21 protein-coding genes are annotated in these 24,551 nt (G+C 59.0%); 11 read left to right on the top strand and 10 right to left on the bottom strand.

Going from position 1 to position 24,551, the window contains the following annotated elements; genetic code table 11:
• Nucleotides 1–19 precede the first annotated feature (19 nt).
• Together ACUZ9P_RS06605 and ACUZ9P_RS06600 are read right to left on the bottom strand one after the other, a co-directional pair.
• Nucleotides 20–553 carry a GNAT family N-acetyltransferase gene (locus ACUZ9P_RS06605; protein ID WP_449249117.1) on the bottom strand — a complete coding sequence of 178 codons (534 nt, stop codon included), beginning with the start codon at nt 551–553 and terminating at the stop codon, nt 20–22.
• A 274-nt stretch (nt 554–827) separates the two neighbouring features.
• The gene (locus ACUZ9P_RS06600; RefSeq protein ID WP_449249116.1) at nt 828–2,651 is read right to left on the bottom strand and encodes a hydantoinase/oxoprolinase family protein; all 1,824 of its coding nucleotides are present in this window, start codon (nt 2,649–2,651) and stop codon (nt 828–830) included.
• Nucleotides 2,652–2,938: 287 nt separating this feature from the next.
• Between ACUZ9P_RS06600 and ACUZ9P_RS06595 the strand changes: the two genes are divergently transcribed.
• The 5 genes from ACUZ9P_RS06595 to ACUZ9P_RS06575 all read left to right on the top strand — a co-directional run bounded on the left by ACUZ9P_RS06595 (nt 2,939) and on the right by ACUZ9P_RS06575 (nt 9,103).
• Complete coding sequence (locus ACUZ9P_RS06595) at nt 2,939–3,859, top strand: branched-chain amino acid transaminase (RefSeq protein WP_324835066.1); 921 nt, start codon at nt 2,939–2,941, stop codon at nt 3,857–3,859.
• Nucleotides 3,860–4,083: 224 nt separating this feature from the next.
• Nucleotides 4,084–6,138 carry a DNA polymerase III subunit gamma/tau gene (gene dnaX / locus ACUZ9P_RS06590; RefSeq protein WP_449249115.1) on the top strand — a complete coding sequence of 685 codons (2,055 nt, stop codon included), beginning with the start codon at nt 4,084–4,086 and terminating at the stop codon, nt 6,136–6,138.
• Nucleotides 6,139–6,225: 87 nt separating this feature from the next.
• The gene (locus ACUZ9P_RS06585) at nt 6,226–6,537 is read left to right on the top strand and encodes a YbaB/EbfC family nucleoid-associated protein (RefSeq protein WP_298995431.1); all 312 of its coding nucleotides are present in this window, start codon (nt 6,226–6,228) and stop codon (nt 6,535–6,537) included.
• A 4-nt stretch (nt 6,538–6,541) separates the two neighbouring features.
• Nucleotides 6,542–7,153: a recombination mediator RecR gene (gene recR / locus ACUZ9P_RS06580; protein WP_449249114.1), complete on the top strand. Its 612-nt coding sequence runs from the start codon at nt 6,542–6,544 to the stop codon at nt 7,151–7,153.
• 354 nt (nt 7,154–7,507) lie between these two features.
• A complete protein-coding gene (locus ACUZ9P_RS06575; RefSeq protein WP_449249113.1) occupies nt 7,508–9,103 on the top strand; it encodes a methyl-accepting chemotaxis protein in 1,596 nt (531 codons plus the stop codon).
• Nucleotides 9,104–9,233: 130 nt separating this feature from the next.
• Here ACUZ9P_RS06575 and ACUZ9P_RS06570 read toward each other — a convergent pair whose 3' ends face one another.
• Nucleotides 9,234–10,067, bottom strand: a complete 834-nt coding sequence (locus ACUZ9P_RS06570; protein WP_449250239.1) for a split-Soret cytochrome c — start codon at nt 10,065–10,067, stop codon at nt 9,234–9,236.
• Nucleotides 10,068–10,352: 285 nt separating this feature from the next.
• On the opposite strand from ACUZ9P_RS06570, the gene dnaK reads away from it, so the two are divergent.
• The 4 genes from dnaK (at nt 10,353) to gatA (ending at nt 15,726) form a co-directional block, all read left to right on the top strand.
• A complete protein-coding gene (gene dnaK, locus ACUZ9P_RS06565) occupies nt 10,353–12,269 on the top strand; it encodes a molecular chaperone DnaK (RefSeq protein ID WP_449249112.1) in 1,917 nt (638 codons plus the stop codon).
• A 141-nt stretch (nt 12,270–12,410) separates the two neighbouring features.
• The gene (locus ACUZ9P_RS06560; RefSeq protein WP_449249111.1) at nt 12,411–13,802 is read left to right on the top strand and encodes a hypothetical protein; all 1,392 of its coding nucleotides are present in this window, start codon (nt 12,411–12,413) and stop codon (nt 13,800–13,802) included.
• A gap of 35 nt (nt 13,803–13,837) precedes the next feature.
• On the top strand, nt 13,838–14,134 hold the full coding sequence (gene gatC, locus ACUZ9P_RS06555; RefSeq protein WP_449249110.1) for an Asp-tRNA(Asn)/Glu-tRNA(Gln) amidotransferase subunit GatC: 297 nt from the start codon (nt 13,838–13,840) through the stop codon (nt 14,132–14,134).
• Between the two features lie 131 nt (nt 14,135–14,265).
• Nucleotides 14,266–15,726: an Asp-tRNA(Asn)/Glu-tRNA(Gln) amidotransferase subunit GatA gene (gene gatA, locus ACUZ9P_RS06550; RefSeq protein WP_449249109.1), complete on the top strand. Its 1,461-nt coding sequence runs from the start codon at nt 14,266–14,268 to the stop codon at nt 15,724–15,726.
• Between the two features lie 1,278 nt (nt 15,727–17,004).
• Here the strand turns inward: gatA and ACUZ9P_RS06545 are convergent.
• The 4 genes from ACUZ9P_RS06545 to ACUZ9P_RS06530 all read right to left on the bottom strand — a co-directional run bounded on the left by ACUZ9P_RS06545 (nt 17,005) and on the right by ACUZ9P_RS06530 (nt 20,856).
• On the bottom strand, nt 17,005–17,787 hold the full coding sequence (locus ACUZ9P_RS06545) for a 4Fe-4S binding protein (RefSeq protein WP_449249108.1): 783 nt from the start codon (nt 17,785–17,787) through the stop codon (nt 17,005–17,007).
• Nucleotides 17,777–18,631, bottom strand: a complete 855-nt coding sequence (locus ACUZ9P_RS06540) for a substrate-binding domain-containing protein (protein WP_449249107.1) — start codon at nt 18,629–18,631, stop codon at nt 17,777–17,779. The genes ACUZ9P_RS06545 and ACUZ9P_RS06540 overlap by 11 nt, the downstream gene beginning before the upstream one ends.
• Nucleotides 18,632–19,117: 486 nt before the next feature.
• Nucleotides 19,118–20,017 (bottom strand): M23 family metallopeptidase, encoded by a 900-nt coding sequence (locus ACUZ9P_RS06535; protein ID WP_022657723.1) that lies wholly within the window; start codon nt 20,015–20,017, stop codon nt 19,118–19,120.
• A 35-nt stretch (nt 20,018–20,052) separates the two neighbouring features.
• A complete protein-coding gene (locus tag ACUZ9P_RS06530; protein ID WP_449249106.1) occupies nt 20,053–20,856 on the bottom strand; it encodes a tRNA lysidine(34) synthetase in 804 nt (267 codons plus the stop codon).
• A 259-nt stretch (nt 20,857–21,115) separates the two neighbouring features.
• Between ACUZ9P_RS06530 and rpoZ the strand changes: the two genes are divergently transcribed.
• Nucleotides 21,116–21,352: a DNA-directed RNA polymerase subunit omega gene (gene rpoZ, locus ACUZ9P_RS06525; RefSeq protein ID WP_022657721.1), complete on the top strand. Its 237-nt coding sequence runs from the start codon at nt 21,116–21,118 to the stop codon at nt 21,350–21,352.
• Between the two features lie 106 nt (nt 21,353–21,458).
• Nucleotides 21,459–22,565 carry a molecular chaperone DnaJ gene (gene dnaJ / locus ACUZ9P_RS06520; RefSeq protein ID WP_449249105.1) on the top strand — a complete coding sequence of 369 codons (1,107 nt, stop codon included), beginning with the start codon at nt 21,459–21,461 and terminating at the stop codon, nt 22,563–22,565.
• Nucleotides 22,566–22,643: 78 nt separating this feature from the next.
• Here dnaJ and ACUZ9P_RS06515 read toward each other — a convergent pair whose 3' ends face one another.
• From ACUZ9P_RS06515 to csrA, 3 genes are all read right to left on the bottom strand, one after another.
• On the bottom strand, nt 22,644–22,973 hold the full coding sequence (locus ACUZ9P_RS06515; protein ID WP_449249104.1) for a YnfA family protein: 330 nt from the start codon (nt 22,971–22,973) through the stop codon (nt 22,644–22,646).
• A 755-nt stretch (nt 22,974–23,728) separates the two neighbouring features.
• Nucleotides 23,729–24,265 (bottom strand): flagellar assembly protein FliW, encoded by a 537-nt coding sequence (gene fliW, locus ACUZ9P_RS06510; RefSeq protein ID WP_449249103.1) that lies wholly within the window; start codon nt 24,263–24,265, stop codon nt 23,729–23,731.
• Nucleotides 24,244–24,480, bottom strand: a complete 237-nt coding sequence (gene csrA, locus ACUZ9P_RS06505) for a carbon storage regulator CsrA (RefSeq protein WP_240823687.1) — start codon at nt 24,478–24,480, stop codon at nt 24,244–24,246. The genes fliW and csrA overlap by 22 nt, the downstream gene beginning before the upstream one ends.
• Nucleotides 24,481–24,551: the final 71 nt, after the last annotated feature.

Raw genomic sequence — 24,551 nt, 5'->3', positions numbered from 1 at the left:
ATTGCCGTGGCAAACAGATTTAGTTGCCCTCTCCCGCGAGGGGCAGGCGCATGCCCGTGCGGTTGGTCAGGCCGCAACGCTTTTCTTCTTCAAGAATATCCTTGAGAAACTGGGGCACGTCCGCATCATGCAGCGCCGTGAAGCCCAACCGGGCGTAAAATGGCGCATTCCAGGGCACGTGGGTAAACGTTGTCAGATAGAGGGCGGGTAGTTTGCGCTGCCGCAAGCGCCCTGCAACCAGCCCAATGAGCGCTGCTCCTATGCCTTTGCGCATGTGGTCGGGGTGCACGTCAATCTGGGCAAGCAGGGCGGCATGGTCAATCAACCGCACATAGGCATAGCCCACAGGATTGCCCGCTTGGTCAAGGGCCGCCCAGAGAAGGCCGTTTTGAACAGCTTCATGCAGCTTGTCCACAGGCGTGAAATCGGAGCGGATGTGATCCGGTATGGAACCTGGAGGAAAAATCCCCGCAGCGGCCACTTCTATGGCCGCCAGCAGGGGCACAAGACCTGCCGTTGCCTGCTCTATGGTGTATCCCTGAGGAATTTTCATATCAATCCGCCGCGCTTCTCGTGTCACTTACGATAAACAGGGCTTCAATTCTTTGAAACTCTCCCCAACAGGGCATGTCTGCACGGAGTGTCACTTGCTTTCCACCGAAATTTTGAATGTCTTCGTGAGCGGGTGCGCCGTGCGATGGATTTTTTCTTTCGGCAAGGAAGCTTCGGTTTTCATGCAGGGAGTGTACAGCGCGGTACTCGACCGAAATGGAAACCGATGCTGACACAGCCGAAAGGAAAAAGACACGCACGGCGCACCCGCTCACCTAGCCTACCTTGGCAGAGAGGCCGGGAACTACTTGACACACAACCCGAATATCCTTGCTCCCAAAACCTGCGTCATCCAGCGTGGCAAATATGTCGGCCTCGGTCACTTCCACCCGCGCGCCGCTGATGCCAGCCGCCTCCAACCTTTCGCGCAGCAGGGCGCTGGCCCGCTGGCGGGCTTCGCTCAGGCTGTAGCCCTTGCCGATGCGCTCGGTCAATTCAACGGCCGGGATTGTCAGCACGCAACGTCCGGTATCGGCGTAGAGTTCGAGCGCGTCTGTGGGCAGGGTCAGGGCCGCGCCCACGGCATTGGCAACATCCGCGTGTGGCGGCGTTTCCACGGGCATGTTCAGCGCTGTGGACATGCGCCGGGCAACGCAGGCCGCAGGGCCGCCCACCAGCCACACATGCTGCGGGCGCGCCTCGCGCACAGCCTTGAGGGCCGCCAGAGTGTAAATGGGACGGGCATTGATGCCATCGGTCAGGGCACGAGCTGCGGCAGCCACCTGCGCAAGGGCATCGTCTGCGGCCATTTGGGCCAGAGATTCAGGAGATAGACCGTATTCTGCGGCCAATGCGGCAATGCCCGCAATGGATGCTGCCACATCACCCGCCACGGCATCCCCGCCATTTATGCCCTGCGCGTCAGCCGGGCCAGCGGCAGAATTCAATATGTTCAGAGCATCCAGCAGAGTGGGCCGTGAACCGCCAAAGGCCATGGCCGGGCCTTCACGCAAGGGGCCGACCTGAACCGGACGCGCAGCGTCGGGCGCGGCATCCACCGTAAGCAGCGAATCGCCGCCCACACCGATGGAAACCGAAGCCAGAGCGCGCACAAGGGTGCGCCGCCCTTTAAGCAACATGCCGTCCCTGTCCACCACCGGGGAGCCGTCCACAAAGAGCGCCATGTCTGTTGTGGTGCCGCCCATATCGAGCAGCAGTGAGCAGCCCTGCCGCATGGCCTTGCTGCCGCCGCACAGGGCGAGCACGCCCATGACGCTGGCCGCAGGGCCGGAAAGTATGGACTGCACAGGCTCCCGGCGCGAAAGCGTCAGCGGCACCGCACCGCCGTCCGCCTTGAGCAGACGCACTGAGGCTGTAATGCCAGCTTCGGCAAGGGCCGCCTCCACGGCGTCCAGAAATTCATTGTGCAGGCGTTGCACGGCGGCGTTGAAATAGGCGGTTGCCATGCGCCGGGGAAAGTTGAGCCGCCCCGAAAGCCTGTGACCCACAGTTATGGACATCTGCGGCGCAGCCGACCGCACGGCCTCGCTCATGGCCAGCTCGTGCGCGGCATTACGCGGCGAGAATTTGCCCACGCAGGCCACGGCGGCAACCCCCGCCGACTCCCATTCCCTGACAGCGGCAGGCAGGGAGGCTGTACGCAGAGGGCTGACCTCCACGCCCCGGTGGTCCAGCCCGCCAGGGACAACGCAGACATGCGCGCCCATTGCAAAACGATGCGGGTCAAGCCCCGGCCCGGCGGAAAGTGCCAGACCCACAGGGTCTGCACGATCCTGCACCAAGGCGTTGACGGCCAAAGTCGCCCCAAGCGTCACGCGTGAAATAGCGCCAAAATCACAGTCAGGAGCAGCCTTTGCCAGGGCGGCAAGCACCTCGCGCACAGACGCTGGCAGATTGTCGTGACGGGTGCGCGCCTTGGCGCTGGCCACCAGCCGGGCGGCGGGCAACGCTTCGGCGCCAAATCCATCTGCGCCCGTCCCGTCCGGAACCATTTCTTCTGCGGCGGCATCGCAGGCAAGCAGTACGGCATCGGTATGCGTACCCCCGGCGTCAATGCCCAGCACATATGTTTCGCTCATAATTCCGGCCTCATAATACTTGTTTGCTGGCCCTGAACATACGGCATCGCCATCCGCAGGGCCAGCCCTTATTATTGGGCAGTTTTCAGGCGGCCTTACCCGCCCTGCCGCACCGCGCATCCCCTTTGCCTGCTCCATGCGCCCGCAATTGTGGATATTCTTTCTCCCACTGGCGCAATTGCTTGCCATATTCGGTCATTTTCAGTAGATTTTTGCTCTTGCGGCAACCGCCGGGACTGCCCCGGCGCGCCCGCGTCTTATACAGCAGGCTACTGCGGAGGAAAGCCATGCAGAACGCAAAGTTTATCTGGTTTGACGGAAAAATGCTCCCTTCTGAACAAGCACAGGTTCATGTGCTGACCCACGCCTTGCATTACGGCAGCGCCGTATTTGAAGGCATTCGCGCATACGCCTGCGCCGACGGCACTTCTGCCGTATTCCGTCTGGAAGACCACTGCAAGCGCCTAATTAACTCCGCTAAGATTATGCGCCTGGAAGTACCCTTCACGGCTGAACAGCTCGTAGCCGCCTGTATTGAGACCCTCAAGGCCAACAAACTGCCCGAAGGTTACGTGCGCCCCCTTTCTTTTGTGGGCCACGGCGAAATGGGCGTCTACCCCGGCAACAACCCGGTGCAGACCATCGTCGCCGCCTGGGCGTGGGGCGCGTACCTTGGCGCAGAAGCTCTTGAAAAGGGCATCCGCGTCAAGACCAGCAGCTTTGCCCGCAGCCATGTGAATACCAGCATGTCCAAGGCCAAGGCCGCCGGCAACTACATCAACTCCATCCTTGCCAAGGTGGAGGCCAAGGAAGACGGCTATGACGAAGCCGTGATGCTCGACACCAACGGCTATGTTTCCGAAGCCACGGGCGAGAACATCTTTATCGTACGCGACGGCGTGATCAAAACCACGCCCTGGACGTCCATTCTGGGCGGCCTCACGCGCGATTCCGTCATGAAGCTTGCCAGAGACCTCGGCTACACCGTGGAAGAACAACAGTTCACCCGCGATGAATTCTACATCGCTGATGAAGCGTTCTTTACCGGCACCGCGGCAGAAATCACTCCCATCCGCGAGCTTGACCACCGCCAGATCGGCGTTGGACACGCTGGCCCGGTGACCAAGCATCTGCAAAAAGAATACTTTGCCATCGTCAAGGGCGAAAATCCCAAGTACGAAGGCTGGCTGCACCGCTTTACAATTTAATGCAGACAAACGGCGGGCCGCAATGCCGCCGCTATAGAGATATGCATCCGGCAGTTCCGCCCTCGCGGGGCTGCCGGATGCCAAAGAGTAAATAAGTCCAACCCGCGTCGTAATTCGGCGCAGCGCGGACACAACAGGTAACAGCCTTTCCTGCGGGTTCGCGCGCAGCGCAATCCGGGACTGCCCGACAGCCCGTTGGTCATCTTTCAAAGGCAACGAGCGCCATGAAACATCTTTCCCTCGCCGCACGATACAGGCCGCAAAACTTCGCCCAGGTAGCAGGACAGGACATGGTCAAGGCCGTCCTTTCCCGCGCTGCGGCAGAAGACAGGCCCGCAGCCGCCTACCTTTTGAGCGGCACTCGCGGCGTGGGCAAAACCACCATTGCCCGCATTTTTGCCAAGGCGCTCAACTGCCAGCATGCACCAGGGCCGGAACCCTGCAACCAGTGCGAGCAGTGCCGCAAGATCACCCAGGGCGTGCACGTTGACGTGACCGAGATCGACGGCGCTTCCAACAACAGCGTGGAAGACGCCCGCTCCCTGCGCGAAACCATCGGCTATGCGCCCATGGAAGGCCGCTACAAGATATTCATCATTGACGAAGCCCACATGCTTACCCGCAACGCCTTCAACGCGTTGCTGAAAACGCTGGAAGAGCCGCCGGAACGCGTGGTCTTTATTTTTGCCACCACCGAGGCGCACAAGTTCCCCATCACCATTGTGAGCCGCTGCCAGCATTTTGTATTTCGCCACCTGAGTGAAGACGCGCTCTTTGCCCACCTCACCGCCGTGCTGCGCAAAGAAAACGCCGCCTTTGAAGAGGGGGCCGTGCGGCTTATTGCGCGCAGGGCTGCGGGCAGCGTGCGCGACAGCATGTCGCTGCTCGATCAGACCCTTGCCCTTGGCGGCGAGGAACTCACCGTTGCAGCCACCCGGCAGGTGCTCGGCCTCGCAGGGCAGGAACTGTTTGCGGAGCTGTTTACCGCCCTGCAAGGGCAGGATTGCACCGCCGTGGCAAACCTGTGCGGCCAGATATTGCAGCAAGGCGTGGATATTGGCTTTTTCATGCGTGAGCTTGCAGGCAATCTGCGCAACCTTTTTTTGCTGCGCCAGAGCGGTCAGGCCATTGTGCCGAGCTTGCGCCTTCCCGCAGACGAAGCCGCCCTGTGGCAGGGCATTGCCCCGCAATTTTCTGCCGCGCATCTGCACGCGGCATGGCAGATGGCCCTTGACGCGCAGCGCGGCATAGTGCAAAGCCCGGAACCAGCAGCAGCGCTTGAACTGCTTTTGCTCAACCTTGCCCTGCTGCCGCAGTTGCTGCCCGTTGGGCAAGCCACGCCCGGCCCCGTTGGACAGGCTGGCGGAGCCGGACAGGGAACCCAGCAGGCTCATGCCGTGCCCCCCTCTGCGCAACGTGTGGAAAACAGCGCGGAAATGCCCGCCGGAAGCGCGCAGATGGCGCAATCCCGCCCCAGGGATGCCGCCACGGGCCAGCACGCCGCCAATGATGCGGACGATGCGGAAGCCGACGAGCCTGACGCGGCCCAGAATTTTGCAGCCCCTACGCACCGCCCCTGGCGGCCCGGTGCGCAAACAGGTGCAGTGCAACCAGACCAGAACAGACCTGCTTATGGCGGGCCTGACCAGGGTTGCTCAAGCCAGAGCAGCTCAAATCTGGGCAACTCAAGTCTGGGCAACTCAAGTCTGGGCAACTCAAGTCTGGGTAGTCCAGGCCAGAAGTCCCCCCGTCAGGAAGATTCTGCCCCCAGAAATTTAGGGCAAGAGGATTCTGGACAATATGGAACTGGCCCCAGTGATTCTGACCAGCCCGACTCCGGCGCAAGCGTCGCTGACGGGCAAGGCTTCAAACAGGGCGGCGCGGGCACACCAGGCCAGGGCAAGCAGGAAGGTCAGGCTGCCTGCAACTGGGCGGCATTTTGTGATTTTTGCTCTTCATGGCAAGGCGCCGGGCGCGACATGCCGCGCCAGCATTTGCTGCGCAGCGTGAGCGCCACATGGGCTGACGGAATTTTACGCCTCTCCCCCAAGGCTGAAACCCAGTTATTTCAGCTTGAACGCGGACGCGAGGAGCTGACAGCAGCTCTGGCCGCCTACGGCGCAGGGCAGACGCAGCTGGAACTCGTGGCGCCCCGGCCCTATCGCCCAGAGGCAGAACTTATTGAAGAATTCAGCCAGCGGCCCGAGCTACAACCTTGCCTTGAAGTGCTGAACGCACGGGTCAAAGGGTGCCGCCCGGTGGATCAGGACAACCGCTGAGGCCGCTGACAACTGAAAAAACTTTCCGCGTCCGCCCGGCCCACGCCGCCGGAACCGGAAGCATGCAACAGACGCAAGGAGAAACACATGCGGAACATGAACGACATTCTGCGCCAGGCGCAGGTTATGCAGAGCAAGATCGCCAAGCTTCAGCAGGAACTGGGCGAGCACAGCTACGAAGCCAGCAGCGGCGGCGGCATGGTCAAGGCCGAAGTTTCCGGCAAGCAGGAACTGCGCAAGCTGGTCATTGATCCCAAAGCCCTTGAAGGCAATGATGTTGAAATGCTCCAGGATCTTATTCTGGCTGCCGTTAACGAAGCCGGTCGCATCGCCCGCGAAACCATGGAGCGCGAAATGAGCTCCATCTCCGGCGGCATCAAGCTGCCCGGCCTTTTCTAGAGCCATGCACGATCGGATTCCCGAACCGCTCAAGGCCCTGGTAGAGCAGCTTTCGCGTCTGCCGGGCCTTGGCCCCAAATCCGCCATGCGGGCCGCCATGGCCCTGCTCAAATGGCCGGAAGCCGAAACACGGCGTCTTGGGCGCGGCATCCACGACCTGCGCGACAATCTGCACCTCTGCTCGCGCTGCGGCGGGCTTTCTTCCACTGACCCCTGCGCCGTCTGTTCCGATACGGAGCGCACCCGCGACACGCTTTGCCTTGTCACGGAATGGGACAGCATGCTCACACTGGACGAAGGCGGCTTTTATCACGGCCAGTATTTGATACTGGGCGGCCTGCTCGCCCCTCTTGAGCGCATGGATTCCGACAGCCTCGACATGGACAGACTGGTGAAGCGCCTGGGCGAAGGCGAGGTGCAGGAGCTTATTCTTGCCCTGGGCGCAACGCTTGAGGCAGAGAATACGGCTTCCTTCATTCGGCAGATGGTGCGCAGGCAGTTCCCTGCCGTGCGCGTTTCGCGTCTTGCTCAGGGTATCCCCCTTGGGGCCGAAGTAAAATTTATGGACAAAGAAACACTGCGACAATCCCTGCAATTCCGGCAGGATCTCTCCTGACATCCCGCATATCCAACTCAGCGACTCGTCTTTTTTTTCACTCCGGTATAAATTTTTCGATGATTCTGCCGTAAGAAGGGCAACACCGAGATTGTCTGCGTTGCCCTGCAATGCGTTTGTGATTTGTGCACATTTGCGCAATCTCCTTGTTTTTCTGCCTCCTAGCATATACTATTGATTACATAATATATGCTACGTGTTTTGCCAAAGACACATGCATCGTAAAAGCTTTCAGGAATCTCAGTGGGATGGTTTCTGTTTGCGCGTTGCATTTCTTTGCACTGGCCAACTGACAGCGCCCGGGCCAAATGGCGTTTGCCAGCAAATCAAAGGCGCAGGATGAGGTTCCATTCCATGAACATGACTTTGGCTTATCGCATTATTTTTGTTTTTGTTGCGGGTCTCGTACTGGCCTGTATGGCCATGCTCATCGGGTTTACCATGGTTCTGGGCGATGCCCTGTCCGGCGCTGCCGCCCTGAAAGCCCTGCTGATTGGCGGCGGCCTTACACTCCTGCTAGCCGTTGCTGGCTCTTTTTTTATATGCAACAGACTTTGCCCCATCCGTAAAATTGTGCTCTACGCCAAGGCCATTGCCGCTGGCGATGAAAAAGCAAAGCTGGAAATAGACCGCTCCGACTGCCTGGGCCACATGGCCACTGCCCTGCAGGAAATGGTTGCCAAGCTCGAAGGCCAGGCTCACTGGTACGAGAGCATACTCAATACCCTGCCCCTCTCCATTTCGGTGACAGACAACGAAATGGTCTGGACCTTCTGCAACAAGATCGCGCTTGAGAGCATGAATAAGTCCTGTCAGGGCGATGTGGTGGGCAAGCACTGCTCGGAAAAGCAGGGCAACATATGCAACACGCCGCAGTGCGGCATTGAGCAACTACGCCGGGGCAACAAGCAGGTCATCAATGAAATGCCCAATGGCAAAACCATGCAGATCATGCTCGACTTTTTGCAGGATCGGCGCGGCAACGTGGTGGGCCATGTAGAAATTGGCGAGGACATCACCGAACGCATTGCCCTTGAAAAGAAAGCTGATCAAGCCGCGCACAAGGCCCGCATGGAAACTGTGAACCAGCTTGAGGGCGTTGTGGAAACATTGCAGCATGCCGCCAATACTCTCGACAAATCACTCAACGATGTGCGCGACAAGTCCGGCACGGTGGCCGACCGCATGGCCGAAACCGCCACTGCCATGGACGAAATGAACTCCACCGTGCTTGAAGTGGCCCACAATGCAGATGGCGCTGCCGATGCGGCCAATTCCGTGCAGGGACACGCCCAGGAAGGCGCGGACATTGTGCTGCGCACCATCAAGAATATGCAGGAAGTGCAAGGCAAGGCCTCTGGCCTCAAGGGCGAAATGAGCACGCTGGACAAACAGGCAAGGGATATTGGTGCCGTGCTGACGCTTATCCGCGACATTGCCGACCAGACCAACCTGCTTGCCCTTAACGCCGCCATTGAGGCCGCCCGCGCTGGCGATGCCGGTCGCGGTTTTGCCGTGGTGGCGGACGAAGTGCGCAAGCTGGCCGAAAAAACCATGAGTGCCACCAGCGAGGTGGAAAAAGCCATTGCCGCCATTCAGGAAGGCACCAGCAAAAGCGGCAGCACAGTGGATCTCACTGTCAATTCCATTGAAGAAGTGAGTCATATGGCGCAGGAATCGGGGCACTCGCTTGACCTTATCTCAAATCTTGCAGGCGATTCCAGCAGCCGGGTTTCCGCCATTGCCGCGGCAGCCACCCAACAGTCGGCAGCCTCGGAAGAAATCAACCGCAATATTGCCGAGGTCAACACGCTGAGCGCCCGCATTGCCGAGGCCACCAATGCCGCCGCTGGTCAGGTGCGTGATCTTGCCGCTCAGGTCAATATTGTAACGGACATCCTTGACGACATCCGCAAAAGCGACGCCAGGCAGAGTAAACCCAATATATAAGGATGCGCTGCCTCATGGCGGCACAAGCAACAAACAGCGCCGGAACCCAGGTTTCGGCGCTGTTTCATTTATGTTTGATGCCTGCCCCGCAAGGCTATCAGGCACAGATGTCAGGCGTTAGACAAAAAGGCTAGGGATGATCCTTGAATTTGTTCATTGTCCCCTTTGCGCCGCTATGGCAGGGGGTGCAATCCATGGTTCCCTTGGCCCAGTTGGCCTCATTGCCCTTGGTTTGATGACATTCGCCGCAATATGACACTGACTTCTGCACAGGGAATATCCCTTTGTAATCTTTGCCCGCATCGATTTTGGCGTTGAGAATTTCTGCAGTTTTTGCAGCCACGTCAGCCGTCAGCCTGCCGCAACGCTCGCTGCGTTGCTTGCTTTCGGCTTCAATTTTATTGACGTAACACCATCTAGAAACAGAAATGTGGCACAGTACCGAATCCGATTCACTCTGCGGCAGGCTCCCCTTGAAACCCAGTGCCTTTTCACCAGGATCAAATACGGGGAGTTTTGCGGTTTCGTACCAGCGGAACAGATCGTTGGCCATCGGCCGCACTTCCTTTCTGCCCCAGAACAGGGAAAAGGTTGATACGCCGCCGTAAAGCGCCCCGCAAATTGTGCCCCAATCCGAGATGCCGCCCTTGTTGGCCTCGAGCATGGCGAAGGGAAACTGGTTGTAGGGCGCACCGTACTTTTCTGCCATAAGGCCAATGATGGCATAAAATGCGCCATAACCACAGCCGTAGTCTTTGTGCCAGTAGCCAAGGTAGGCCACTTCTGCACACTCCTTGGGATCGAGCTTGTGCGGTTTCCAGCCATGATCTCCACCGACCTGCTCAAACCGGCCACCCGGCTGCGTCTGCCCCGCAGCAAGGCTGTTGCCGACGACAGATGTCATCCCGCCCGCAAGTACAAGCCCGCCCAGCCCTGTCAATAGTGTTCTTCTGCCAAATTCCATAGGTCTCCTCCTGATGTTATTTGACATACCAGAGAAAGGGTATGTGAAAAAAAACGCTACAGCTCTTTTAACCTGACCGTCAATGAGGACGCAGGGCACAAAAGGAATTTTTTGTTTTTTTTCCACAACAAGACTAGACGATAACGGAGAAGGACTTACATATTGTTCGCGCCCAACCAATGGCGCTGATTTTCCCGCGCTCGCCGCCGTTTGCGCACTCCCTGAGGCCCCTCGGAGGTGGTAGCGCGAAGCGTACAGAGAAGTTTTCCTGAGGAGGATTCAGATATGTCCAAGATCATAGGCATCGACCTGGGTACCACTAACTCCTGCGTCTACGTAATGGAGGGCAAGGACCCCAAGTGCATCACCAATCCCGAAGGTGGCCGTACCACTCCTTCCGTGGTCGCCTTTACAGATAAGGAACGTCTGGTGGGCGATATTGCCAAGCGCCAGGCTGTCACCAACCCCAAGCGCACGGTTTTCGCCATCAAGCGCCTCATGGGCCGTAAATTTGAAAGCCCCGAAGTCGGCCGCTGGAAAGAGCATTCGCCCTACGCCATCGTCAAGGCCGCCAATGAAGATGCTGGCGTGGAAGTTGATGGTCGCACCTACAGCGCACCTGAAGTTTCGGCCATGATTCTGGCCAAGCTGAAGGCCGATGCGGAAGCCTACCTCGGCGAAACCGTTACCGAAGCGGTCATCACCGTGCCCGCCTACTTTAACGATGCCCAGCGCCAGGCCACCAAGGACGCGGGCCGCATCGCCGGTCTTGACGTCAAGCGTATCATCAACGAGCCCACTGCGGCCTCGCTGGCGTATGGCGCGGACAAAAAGGCCAACGAAAAGATCGCTGTGTTCGACCTCGGCGGCGGCACCTTTGATATTTCCATTCTCGAAGTTGGCGACAACGTCGTGGAAGTGCGCGCCACCAATGGCGACACCTTCCTTGGCGGCGAAGACTTTGACCAGCGCGTCATCAACTTCCTGGTGGAAGAATTCAAGCGTGAAAACGGCATTGACCTTTCCAAGGACAGCATGGCCCTCCAGCGCCTGAAAGAAGCCGCTGAAAAGGCGAAGAAAGACCTTTCCACCTCCATGGAGGCCGAGGTCAATCTGCCCTTTATCACTGCCGACCAAAACGGCCCCAAGCATATGCTCGTCAAGATTGGCCGCGCCAAGCTTGAATCGCTGGTCAGCGATCTTGTTGACCGCACCATTGAGCCCTGCAAAAAGGCTCTGGCCGACGCTGGCATGGATGCCTCGCAGATTGACGAAGTCATTCTTGTGGGTGGCATGACCCGTATGCCTCTGGTGCAGACGGTTGTGGGCAAGTTCTTTGGCAAGGAGCCCAACCGCTCCGTGAACCCCGACGAAGTTGTGGCCATGGGCGCTGCCATTCAGGGCGGCATCCTCACCGGCGACGTCAAGGACGTGCTGCTGCTCGACGTGACCCCGCTCTCCCTTGGTATTGAAACCATGGGCGGCGTGTTCACCAAGCTGATCGACCGCAACACCACCATCCCCACGCGCAAAAGCCAGGTGTTCACCACTGCGTCCGACAACCAGCCCTCGGTGTCCATCCACGTGCTTCAGGGCGAGCGTCCCATGGCGCCCGACAACATGACCCTGGCCCGTTTTGACCTGGCTGGCATTCCCCCGGCGCCCCGTGGCGTGCCGCAGGTTGAGGTGTCTTTTGACATTGACGCCAACGGCATCGTGAACGTGTCTGCCAAGGACATGGGCACCGGCAAGGAACAGTCCATCAAGATCACGGCTTCTTCCGGCCTGTCGGAAGACGACATCCAGCGCCTGGTGCGCGAGGCTGAAACCCACGCCACTGACGACAAGAAGAAGCAGGAACTGATTGAAGCGCGCAACCACGCCGACAGCCTGATCTATGGCACGGAGAAATCCCTGACCGATCTGGGCGACAAGGCCGATGCCGCGCTCAAGAGCGACATTGACGGCAAAATCGCCGCTCTGCGCAAGCTCATGGAAGGCGAAGACGCCGCAGCTATCAAGGCTGCCACCGATGACCTCGCCAAGACTTCGCACAAGCTTGCCGAGCAGCTCTATCAGCAGCAGGCCCAGCAGACTGGCGGCCAGCCCGGCGCAGAGGCCGGAGCCGCGGGCGCAGGCCAGCAGCATGGCAATGCCGGCGATGATGTTGTGGACGCAGACTACACTGAAGTGAAGAAATAAGGGCAAGGGCAGCTCGGCGGCACACGCCCCGAACTTGCAACCACGCCTACCCTGTACTAAAAAGGTCTGGTTCCCTGAACCAGACCTTTTTTTGCGGCTCGCGTACGGCGGGCCTGCCGGTACTACAACCAGGATACCGTCATGAATTTTTGCCGCTCTTTCGCCGCGCTGGCTCGCAACGTTTCGCTGCTGGCGCTTCTTGGCTGTCTTGCCGCGTGTCAGATGCCCTTTGGCCTTGGTCAAAGAGCGCCCGAGCCCAAACCCCAACCGGTTGCCTCCGCGCCCGCCTCCGGCCCCTGCGTGGTGCTGGCCCTGCCGTCTTCCGGCACGTATGCTCCCATTGCGAGCAAGGTGCGCCACGGCGCGCAGATGGCCCAGACCGAGCTTGCCGCCAACGGCGTCAAGATGCGCATTGAAACGGTCAACACAGAAGCAGCCGACTGGTTGCAGCGTCTGGACGCGCTGCCCCCGGCCTGTGCTGTTGTGGGCGGCCCCCTGCAGGCGCGCAACTACGCTCAGGCCCGCGAGCACGGTCAGCTCGAAAAAAGAGCCTTCTTCACCTTTGTGCCTTCGCTTGAACAGGGTGACGAAGGTGCGCGCGCCTGGCGCTTTTTCCCCAGCCCGCAAGACCAGATCGACACGCTCATCAACTTTGCCAGCACGGGCCTGAACATCCGCACTTACGGGGCTTTTTATCCTACCGATGCCTACGGTGTGCGTATGACCGGCCTCATGGAGCAGAGCCTTGCCAGCCACAACATGCTGTTGCAAAAGGCCTCGTATAACCCCGCCGACTCCACATCGTGGAGCAATGCCGTGGCTCCGCTCATCAACGCCCAGACGCCGCAGGGCAGCAAAACCCCTGTGCCGCAGACCTCCTTTGAAGCCCTGTTGCTGCCTGACTCTTGGAAAAGCATGGAAATGCTGACCACAAGCCTGCTCTATAACGGCGAGGATCGGCTGGTGCTCCTGGGAACCACGCTTTGGGAGCAGAGCCTCTCCGGCAAAACCATCGCCAATGCCGACAAATTCGCGCTGGCGGTCTTTCCCGGCGCATGGAACCAGCCGCAGGCCCCCCGCGCCCTTCAAGCACCCGGCACGGACTTCTGGAACGCCCTGGGCTACGACTTCGTGCGCTTTGCCGTGTCCATGGGGCTTGATTCGCGCCTGACAACACCGCAGATTACGGCCCGCGCGCAGCGCGCCTCCAAGATGATCTGGGGCATGGCCCCCATTACGTGGGACAACGCGGGCGTTGCCCATCAGAAGCTCTTCTTGTTCGGCGTTTCGCCCACTGGCATGACGCCCGTGGATGTGGAAACCTTCCAGCAAACTCGCGCTCGCGTATTGCAGCAGGCTGCTCTGCGCATGCAGGGTCTGCCCCCCGTGGACGCTACCGGCGCACCCCTCGCGGCCCCTGCCGCAGGTGCGGAAGCCGCCCCGGCGGTGCAGACGGGTCAGACGCCGTCTGCGCCCATCATGAGCAACACGCCGCGCCCCTCGTATAAACTCAGCCTGCCCGCTGCGCGCTGATCGCGCCCGCAGGCATTGCCTTTAAAGGACTACACATGGCAGACAACAAAAACATCAGCCTGGAAGAAGTGGCCCACATGGCTACACTTTCCCGGTTGAGCGTCAGCGAAGAAGAACAGACCCTGTTTGCCCGCCAGATGGGCGATATTCTGGCCTATATGGACGTGCTCGCGCGCGTTGACACCAAGGATGTGGAGCCTCTGTACAGCACGGCCCAGCATCCTGGCCCCCTGCGGGACGATGTGTCGGCCCGGCGGCGTGAGCGCAGCGAAGTGCTCGCCAACGCGCCCGAGGCCGATGGCGAATATTTCATCGTGCCCCGTATCGTCTAGCGCAGCTCCAGAGCAATATTGCTCTGGCCCGGCCCAGTGCAGCAGCCCGGCGAATCACCAGCGCCGAAGCAACTCGCACAAAAACGCACAGCATTGCGCAAAACGCAGTGCAGAACATATTTGAGAACGCCATGACCGAAATTTGTTCCCTCTCGCTCACACAAGCGGCTCAGGCCCTGCAAAAAAAGGAACTGAGCGCAGTTGACGCCGTTACGGCCTGCCTTGCGCGCATGGACGCCACCGAGCCGCGCATCGCGGCCCTGCTGACCGTGGACAGGGAAGGGGCGCTTGCCGCTGCCGCCGCCCTGGACAAGGAAGGCCCCAATCCGGCCAAACCCCTGTGGGGCGTGCCGGTAACGGTCAAGGACGCCCTTTCCACCAAGGGGCTGCGCACCACTGCCGGTTCGCGTATTCTCGAAAATTACACGCCCTTTTATGACGCCTTTGCCGTGCAGCAACTGCGCGAGGCCGGGGCCGTCATTCTGGGCAAGAACAACATGGACGAGTTCGCCATGGGTTCCACCACGGAAAACTCCTCCTACCAGACAACCCGCAATCCGCGCGATATAAACCGCGTTCCCGGCGGCTCCAGCGGCGGCTCTGCCGCGTCCGTCACCGCTGGGCAATGCTTTGCTTCGCTGGGTACGGATACCGGCGGCTCCATCCGTCAGCCCGCCTCCCTGTGCGGTTGCGTTGGCCTCAAGCCCACCTATGGGCGCGTGTCGCGCTACGGCGTTATCGCCTATGGCTCGTCACTGGATCAGGTGGGCCCGCTGACCCGCAGCGTGGAAGACTGCGCCCGCGTGCTCGGCGTTATTGCCGGGCATGACCAACGTGACGGCACCTGCGCTCCGCGCCCGGTGGACGACTATGTGGCCGCACTGAACAGCAAGCCCCTCAAGGGCGCGCGGCTGGGTATACCCAAGGAATTTTTTGGCGAAGGGCTGGCCCCTGAAGTACGCGCCGTATGCCAGAACGCCATGAACATTGCTCAGGCCCAAGGCGCGGAACTGGTGGAAGTGAGTCTGCCCCACACCGATGCGGCCATCGCCACCTACTATATCATCGCCATGGCCGAGGCCAGTTCCAACCTCGCCCGCTTTGACGGCGTTCGCTACGGTCGCCGCGCTACGGATATCAAGAATCTTGAAGACCTGTACGTGCGCTCTCGCACCGAGGGCTTCGGGCAGGAAGTCAAACGCCGCATCATGCTGGGAGCCTATGTGCTTTCCTCCGGCTATTACGATGCGTATTACCGCAAGGCCGCGCAGGTGCGCCGCCTCATCCGCGATGAATACCTCGCCGCCCTTGATAAATGCGATGCCCTGTTGGCCCCGGTTTCGCCCGTTCCTGCGTGGAATGTGGGCAGTCTGACCGCCGATCCGCTTCAAATGTACCTCATGGACGCCTACACGCTTTCGCTCAATCTGGCGGGTTTGCCCGGGCTTTCCATGCCTGTGGGTGTTGGCGCCGAGAGCGGGCTGCCCGTGGGTATGCAGCTTTTTGGCAAGGCCTTTGCCGAGGGTGAGTTGCTTTCTCTTGGGCATGCCTTGGAGCAGGTTGTGCCGGGGGTTGGAGCGGCGAAGTTGTAGATTTGTTTTTTGCAAGGATTTGCTGGGGAGCAGGCCTAAGGGTTTGCTCCCTTTTTTGTTAGCCTGACAGGCTCACATACTCCATCAGTACTCTTTTTCTTTTCTGCCCTTCGGGCACGGTATTCCGCCCTCCGGCGGCGTTTGGGACGCCTCCCCGGCGTGGGGCAGGGGGACCTGTTAGGGGCTGCGCCCCTTCATCCTGATGCCAAATCCCGTTTTACGGGCTTTGGGCCGCCATCGGCGTCTGCGCCGCCGGGCGGTAAGCCACGGAAATCAGTCGCATACGGCGCGGCAAAGCCGCGACCTACTCCTGATTTTCGGTCGTGTTGACGGTGCCAACACTCCATCGGGGCGATGCCCCTCTCCCCCCCCTTGCATCCCCCCCGAAGCACCCCTAAGAAGGGCTTTCAGCATTCTTCATGCGGCGAGGGCAACGCGACTATAGCTGCGGGAGCTTCCTTCCCTCGCTACGCTCGCTCAGGTGATCTCCCTCCGCGCCGCGTAAATGCCAGCGTTCGCTTTCGCTCTGGATGTGAATCTGTTTCAGCCAAATACCGCCGATACGTTGCCTGAAAAGGACATGGCTTTGCACCGTTTTCAGGGCATCTCTAAAATTTCAATCATCACCGGCTTGACCGATCCAGGTCGCAATGGATGAGACTTCGGGGTCACTCTCACCTGCGAGCATTCCGCTCTCAAGTCGACCGCAAGCAGGCAGAGAAATTGCGAGTCAGAATAGTCCACTCGCCATTAAAAGCTGGTCGTGGAGTCGCCTTCCTTAAACTCGCCGAAGCAGCGCGAAGGCGATGGCTGGTGTTGGGCGAATTTGCAAAATACGCATTTTTCTGGACTGACAAGGAAAACTCCTGTTTTTGAGCGCAGCGTACTCAAGTACGTGAGCATCAAAAACAGGAGTTTAACGCAGTCAGGCCAAAAAAGTCGGGTTTGCGTAAATCAGCCTGACAGGCTCTACCCCGCCGCCAACCCTCTGCTTTTGCCTTTTCTGCCTTCCCCCCCCAGCCGTCATCAGAAGCTGGTCGTGGCGTTGCCTTCCTTAAACTCGCCGGAGCAAGGCGAAGGCGATGGCTGGTGTTGAGTGAATTTGCAAAATACGCGTTTTGCGGCCTGAAAAGGAAACACCGGGATTTTGAGCGCAGCGTACTCAAGTACGTGAGCATCAAAATCCCGGCGCTGACGCATTCAGGGTGCAAAAGCCGGGTTTGCGTAAATGCGCTCGACAGGCTCACCCACCCCACAAACTCGCCCTGCCTTTCTGCTTTACTTTTCCTTGCCACCGTGCCGCTTCACGCCAAAACGGATGCAATCCGTGGGACAACTCTCCGCACAATCACCGCAATTGGTGCAATTCTCCTCACCCGGCCTCGTCCGCATAACGCAAACCCGCCTGCACTTGTCGCAATCGTTGCACTGCTCAGTCCTGTAAAAACGGAACGGCGCAAACTTGCGCGCCACTTCCAGCGCCGCGCCAAAAGGACAGACAAACCGGCACCAGCACATCAGCACAACCAGCCCCAACGCCAGCCCGCCCAAGGTGATAAGCAGACGCAAATCCCACATGGGGAAAGCATGCTTCCACGTAAGCCAGGCCGAGGGCCAAAATTCCCCCACTCGGATAGGCACGTCCACGCGCGGCTGCCCCAAAACAAACCATGCCGTCAACCCCGCCGCCAGCATCAGATACCGGGCCCAGCGAAAATTTGCCACGCCCACGGGATTAGGGCCAAAACGAAAAGGATTGAGCGCAAGTACCCGGTTCGCCAGCTGCCCAGGGCACAGCCAGCCGCAAAAAGCCTTGCCAAACAAGGCCGCCACAGCCAGCCACACGCCCCAGAATCCCCAGAACATCCGCGTGGCCTGACCGGGACAGGTAATGACCGGGCAGTTCTGGCAGCTCACAAAGGGCACAACAAAGGGGCAGCGGAACACGCCAAATAAGGCCCACTCGCCCAAAAACAGCGTGGAGGCGAACAGCACCGCGCGATTAAACCACTGGAGCGCTCTCAAGCGCAGGCTGGGACGGGCGACAATTTCATGCAACATCCTTTACCCCCAGCTTTTCCACAAGTTCCATGCCCTTGGGCGAAATGGCGGGGATAAATCCCGCCTTTTCAAAGTAAGCCTGTCCCTGCGCGCTGGTAATCCAATCCATATAGGCTGCGGCCTTTGCCGGATCAGCCGCGTTGGTCATCATGCCCACGGTAAAGGTCAGCGGCCCGGCGGGGAAAAACCGTTCGGGAATTTCCACCAAGTCCAACCGATCGGCAAACCGCGTCATGCGGGTGATGCGCCGCTCCACAATCATGGCGTCAGCCTTGCCCTCGGCAACGCTTTCCACAGAACGCTGCACACAACTGCCCTGCTCGGGCACGTTGGCAAGTACCTTGGGCGTGATGTCCGCAGCCTTGAGGATGCCCATAACAGCTTGTCCACCAGGAGCGGAAGCATCCCGCGCCATGGAAACCCGCACTCCGGGGCGCGTCAGGTCTTCAATATCGTTGATCTTGGCGGGATTGCCCTTGGGAACCGCGATGACGTAGCTGGTAAAACACAAGGGCCTGAAATTGACCATCTTGCCAGCCTTGCGCAGATTCTGGGCCAGAGCCAGGACGCGCCCGGCAAAGACCTCCGTCTGCCCGCCGCCAGTCAGCAGGGATTTGCCCAAGGCCGCGGCAAAGGCACCTGTGTAGACAACCTTGACGCCCGATTGCTGCTGATAGGCCTCATGCGCAGGCATCATGGCTTCGGCAAGGCCGCCGCACGACCATACCTGCAAGGTGCCGCCCTCCGCCGCATTGGCGGTTTGCGGCGACAGCATGGCAGCGCCCGCGGCCCCCAGCGCCAGGGATTTGAGAAAATTGCGCCGTCCTTTTTCGGTAGTTTCCATATGCCTCTCCACAAAAAATAGTGATCCTGCATAAGCGCAAAGCGCGCATTCAACCCTTAAAAATAAAAAACGGTTCCGCATTCGGGATGCGAAACCTGGATTGTGGAGGGGGAGCGCCTGAGCTTAATTGATCGGGAGAGTGGGAATCAGCGGAAAGCCCGACCAGCGGCACGTAGCGAGACAACCTGCCCCACAGAGTCCGCACGTCAGGTCATGCCCGCGCCCGTGGCTGCAAGCATGCCAGCAGTCAACATCTGCAGCCGAGAAAATGCCGCGCAAGCATCCGACAGATATTGGCAGAAACCGCCACGCAGGCCAGCATACCGGGGCATGCGGTGCGCGCAGCTAGTAGGCCTGCCAGAAATTTTGTGGTGCTTGCGCATGGTGCCGTATCTTCCCCATTGCTTGCGCCCGCCGCCGCAAACCGTTTATGGATGCGCGCGCCGGGTTCATGATGCAAAAACGAACAATCGGAAATGGTCGGGCCTACTCCAGAATATAGCGCATTGGGTCAACCGGTACACCGTTAAGGCGCACCTCGTAGTGCAGATGCGGCCCGGTGGTGCGGCCACTCATGCCCACATAGCCCACAATTTCGCCACGCTTGACCCACTGGCCTTCCTGCACGGCGCAACGCTGCATGTGCCCGTATTTGGTGACAATGCCGCTGCCGTGGTTGATTTCAACACTGAAACCATACGCGCCATCGCGCCCCGAGAGGGTCACCATGCCCTGGGCTGGAGCCATGATGGGCGTGCCTATACGGTTGGTGATGTCCAGGCCCTTGTGGAACTGCCCGCGCCCGCCAAATGGTGCCGAGCGCCAGCCAAAACTGGAAGAAACAAAACCCACCACAGGCCAGATGGTCGGCATGGAAGAAAGGGCATCGCGGTTTTCGCGCAGTGCCAGCAGCAAGTCCTGCTGGCGCACTTCTTCAAGCCGCACGGACTCAGAGAGTCGGGTAAGGAACTCGAGCATCTTGCGGGCGGCAAGTTCCTGCCGATGCAAGGGCAGATAGGTACGCGAAAAATCCCCCGGCCTGTCGCCGATGGAACCGGCCTCCGTGGGATCTTTCTCCATATTCATCATGATGCGCAGCTTGGAGTCGAAGCTCTGCACCCGCTCCAGATCACGCCCCACAACAGAAATGCGCTCAACCAGATTCACAAGCTGGCGGCGCTGTTCTTCAATGGTTTTGTCTGCATTGCGCAGGTCGTCGCCCAGATGCCGGGTTTCAAGCCAACTGCGCAGCAGCCAGACATTGCAGGCCACAAGGGCCAGCACCAGCACACAGGCAATAAAGCCAAACCAGCCGCGCATGCGCAGGTTGCGGCTGCCGCTACGACCTTCAGTGAAGATGACTATGTGATATTTGCCGAACAGCATTGGGCTAACACTCTAGAGCCGGGATACGGCCTGTGTCAATCCGCAACGCCGTCATGTGCACCGGCGTCCGGCAGGGGCGGCTCATCGCCCAAGCCCGCAGCCGCGCTGTTCTTTTCAAGCTGCCAGCGGGTCAAACCATTAAAAATGCACCGGCGCGAGTCTTTGGATACCCCATACAGGTGTTGCAGGGTTTCCCCCATGGAACTGCGGGCGGTATTGCCCGCCGAGGGGCAGGCATTGGCCCATATGGGCAGTTCCCATTGCTTGGCGGCCTTGAGGATAAACTTTTTTTCCACCAGCAGCAGTGGGCGTATCAGTTGCAGGCCGCCGCCAAAAAACGACTCATTCATGCTCATGCCGTCCACGCGCCCATTGCGGCTCAGATTCATAAAGAACGTCTGCACCAGATCGTCCGCATTGTGCCCAAGCGCGAGGTGAGTCACGCCATACTGGGCGCACAACTCAAAAAGGCGCTTGCGACGCAGCCAGGAGCAGCGGAAACAGGCCGATCTGCGCAGATTTTTTTCTGAATGCGCGTCCGGGCCGTAGGTTGTCATTTCAATGTGGCCGGGTATGCCCCGCTTGGCCAGCCAGGGCAAAAGAGCCGCGTGGCTCTGCTCGTCAAAGCCGGGGTTGAGGTGGATCGCCATGATTTCAAAGTGAAAAGGTACGATTCCTTGGCGAATTTTAAGGCTTTGCAGCAGCACAAAACTGTCCACACCGCCAGAAACGGCAACGGCAACACGGCATCCAGGCCACAGCATGCCTGTTTTCTGCATGGCCTTGCCCGCGCTTTTAACACAGGTTTCCTGTGCGAATGATCTTTTTTCTCTGCTCATAATTTTTTCCGTAAACTTGTTTCCGGCAAACCCGTCAACTTTCAGGATGCTTGTTGTTCCGCACTGGCTGCCGCTTCAGCAGCCCTATTGACAGCACAGCGGACGACATATATCAATTCTTATTTCAGCAGGGGAATCCTGCACCAAGGCGTTTGCACACGCCCGGCCTTTACAAATGGTCGGGCGGTATTATTTATCAACCGGGTTGCCCGTGGCGGCCCGGAATGCGGCGTTTCAGCCGCGCACTTACGGAGGCAGCATGGCCCGCATTACCGTGGAAGATTGTCAGCAGCGCGTAGACAACCGTTTTCTGTTGGTGCAGATGGCTATCAAGCGTGTGCACCAGTACCGCGAAGGCTATGAACCGCTGGTAGAATCCCGCAACAAAGAGGCCGTAACCGCCCTGCGCGAAATTGCCGCCGGAAAGGTTCTGCCTGATGACGACAGTCTTTACAACCCCCTGCCCGGCCATAACGCGGCCGCCGCAGAGGAATAGCCTTTTGGGGACAAATTGTCCGCGCGGCGGCTTCCCCAGGGGAGCCGCCGCGTTTATGTACAACCTTTAGCACAGGCGCACAAGCCGCACAGTGACCGGAACTACGATGGAGCTCGATTACTACGAAGTGCTGGGCGTAAGCCGCAGCGCCGAAGATGACGAAATAAAACGGGCCTACCGTAAGCTGGCCTTGAAGTATCACCCTGACCACAACCCCGACAATGCCGAGGCCGAACAAAAGTTCAAGGAAGCCGCCGAAGCGTATGACGTACTGCGCGACCCTGAAAAACGCGCGCGCTACGACCGTTTTGGACGCGCTGGCGTTCAGGGCGGCGCGGGCGGTTTTGGCAGCAACGATGATATTTTTGCGCATTTCAGCGATATCTTCGGCGATCTTTTTGGCTTTTCTACCGCAACGCGCGGCCCCAGGCCCATGGCCGGGGCTGACCTGCGCTACAATCTGACCATCACCTTTGCACAGGCCGCCAAGGGCGACGAGATCAGCATCTCCCTGCCCAAGCACGTTACCTGCTCCGAATGCAACGGCAGCGGCGCGGCCCCCGGCAGCAAGGCGGAAACATGCCGCCAGTGCGGCGGCAGCGGTCAGGTGCGTCGGTCGCAAGGATTTTTCCAGATATCCATGCCCTGTCCCTCCTGTCAGGGTTCGGGCCGAGTCATCACCAAGCCCTGCCCCAAGTGCAAGGGCGAAGGCATCACCACAGACACCCGCGAACTTGTGGTGCGTGTGCCTGCGGGTGTGGACAGCGGCACCCGCCTGCGCGTTCGCGGCGAGGGTGAGCCTGGTGTCCACGGCGGCCCGGCTGGCGATCTCTATGTTGTGCTCACCGTTGAGCAGGACAAGCGCTGGCAGCGTCAGGGACAAGACCTTATTTACGCCCTCGAGATCAGCTTTGTGCAGGCGGCTCTGGGCCATCGGGCGGAAGTTCCCGGCCTTGACGGCAATCTGCCGCTGGAAATCCCCAAGGGTATTCAGAGCGGCACCCTGCTGCGCGTTTCCGGAGAGGGGATGCCCTACCCCGGACGCCGTTCGCGCGGCGATCTGCTGGTGGAGGTGAAAGTGCTTACCCCCACCCGCCTTTCTGCCAAGCAGGAAGAACTGCTGCGCGAATTTGAGTCAGCGGCGGAAAAAAGCCCGCTGGAAAAGGTCAAAAAGGCCGCAAAAAAAATCAGCAAGGCCATGGGCATCGACTAAACATTCCACTCAGTATTGAGCGTAAAAAAGCCGGGTTTGCACCCGGCTTTTTGCATTTGTGGCGGAGAGTTCGAGCATTCAAGCGGCGGTTCTCCAGCCGGAAACAATAATGCCCATGCCCAACAGAGCCACCGCACCGCCCAAGATATCTGTGCTGGCCAGCGGTACACCGTCAACCAGGCGCAGCCACAAGAGGGCTGTAACCACATATACGCAGCCATAGGCGGCATAGACCCTGCCACTGGCTGCGGGGTGCAGGGTCAGCAACCAGGCAAACACCGCAAGACTCAGGCAGGCGGGCACCAACAGCCAGACAGAGCCGCCTTTGCGCAGCCACAGCCAGGGCAGGTAGCACCCTGTTATCTCTGCCAGGGCCGTGACCACAAAAAGCGCGAACGTCTTGATCATCAATGTACTATCCCTGTAGTGGCGCGCAGTGGATTGCGCCGCAGTGCGATTTTGTGTGTCACGTTCAATCTGCCGACAACCGGACATCTACCGTATACTTGGCAAGTACCTTCTGCGGTGCAAAATAGCAAAGATCCGCACCCTATACATGCGACTGATATATGTGCAACAGCACAGAAGCAAAGCTGAGCAATACGCTCATGCAATCGTGCGGCAAACTTTTCTGGTGTGGACAACCTTTTGCTTTGGCGGGAAAAACATTTTGGCCCGGCGGCATCTGTGGTATGCTGCCGGGCCAACATTGTCCTGTTTACCGCTCCGCCAGGCGAGGAGAGAGCGGCACGGACGCAGAGGCAGGCAAAACTGTTCCGTTAAGGGGTACGGATTCGCAGAAGGGGTCTGCGGATTTTGCCGAGGGTTGCCATCTGTAATTTTTACAGCCTGTTATGAGGCCGATCAATTAACGTTTCCAAAGCAGACTGGGCCTTCCCTGGACTGTTTGTGCGCTCAATCTAGCACCTTGTCAAACAGCATGCAAGTTATTAATTTCACCACCGCTGTTTTTTCCACTAACAATTTCAGCGCAACAGTGCAACACCAAACTCATTAAATACAAAATGTTACAAATTATTTCGTTTGGCAGCAGGCAAAGCCTGTGAACAATGCACAAGTACGCCCCCCAGGCGAAGTTGCCAGACAAAAAAACCCGGCTGTTTCTCAACAGCCGGGTCAATGTGACATAAAAAAGTAACGTCTTATTTCGTGGGTGTGGCCTTGGCGCAGCAACATTCCTGAGGGTTGGCACCATCAGCAGCTGTAGTTTCTGCATCCTGTGTTTCTTCCACAGGTTTGAGCGAGTGCAGGTTCACCTGCTGCAACCCTTCGCCGCACTGTGGCACCTGCAAACCCACGCGGGCCTCATAGTTGATGACAATGGGGCCGGTGAGATTAAGCGCGGCCTGCTCGGGCGCGCCCGCAGGAATGGAAACCGTCACCAGCACGGCTGCCTGCTCAAGGCTCTCGATATGGAGCAACTGCCTTTCGGCATCTCCCACCAGAGGGGCATAGGATTTGTCAAAAAAACTGTATGGATCGGCAACCAGCAGGCCCACTACCGGGGTATTCACGCTCTGCAAAATAAGCAAGGGCGCTTCAGGTCGGATCTGAAGCAGGATAAAATCCCGCTCGTTTTCAAACCCGGCCAGCCCGCGGGGAAAGTGCACAACCTTATCCGTATCGATACAACGGCGTCCAAGACGGGTGTCGATTTCTATTTCTTTGTTTCGTGCCATAGTTCAGCAGCCACCATGAGGTCGTTATTACTGGTTTCAAGGGCGCGCCGGTTTTCCTCAACAACCCGCTTGTAAACTTCTTCGCGGTATACCGTGGTGTCATCGGGTACTTCCAGGCCCAGTTTGACCTGTTTACCCTGCATGCCCAGGATAGTTATGCGTATATTCTCGCCCAGATATAGGCTTTCTCCTGGGCGTCGCGTCAATATGAGCATAGGTGCTTCCGTTAATTATATCGTTGCATGAACCGCTCCCGGGCAGCGTTTATGTCTACCCGGCATCAGGC

Source organism: Desulfovibrio intestinivivus, from assembly GCF_053570665.1.
Note: the sequence above shows the minus strand (reverse complement) of the source record. Positions and strands in the feature narration are given on the sequence as shown.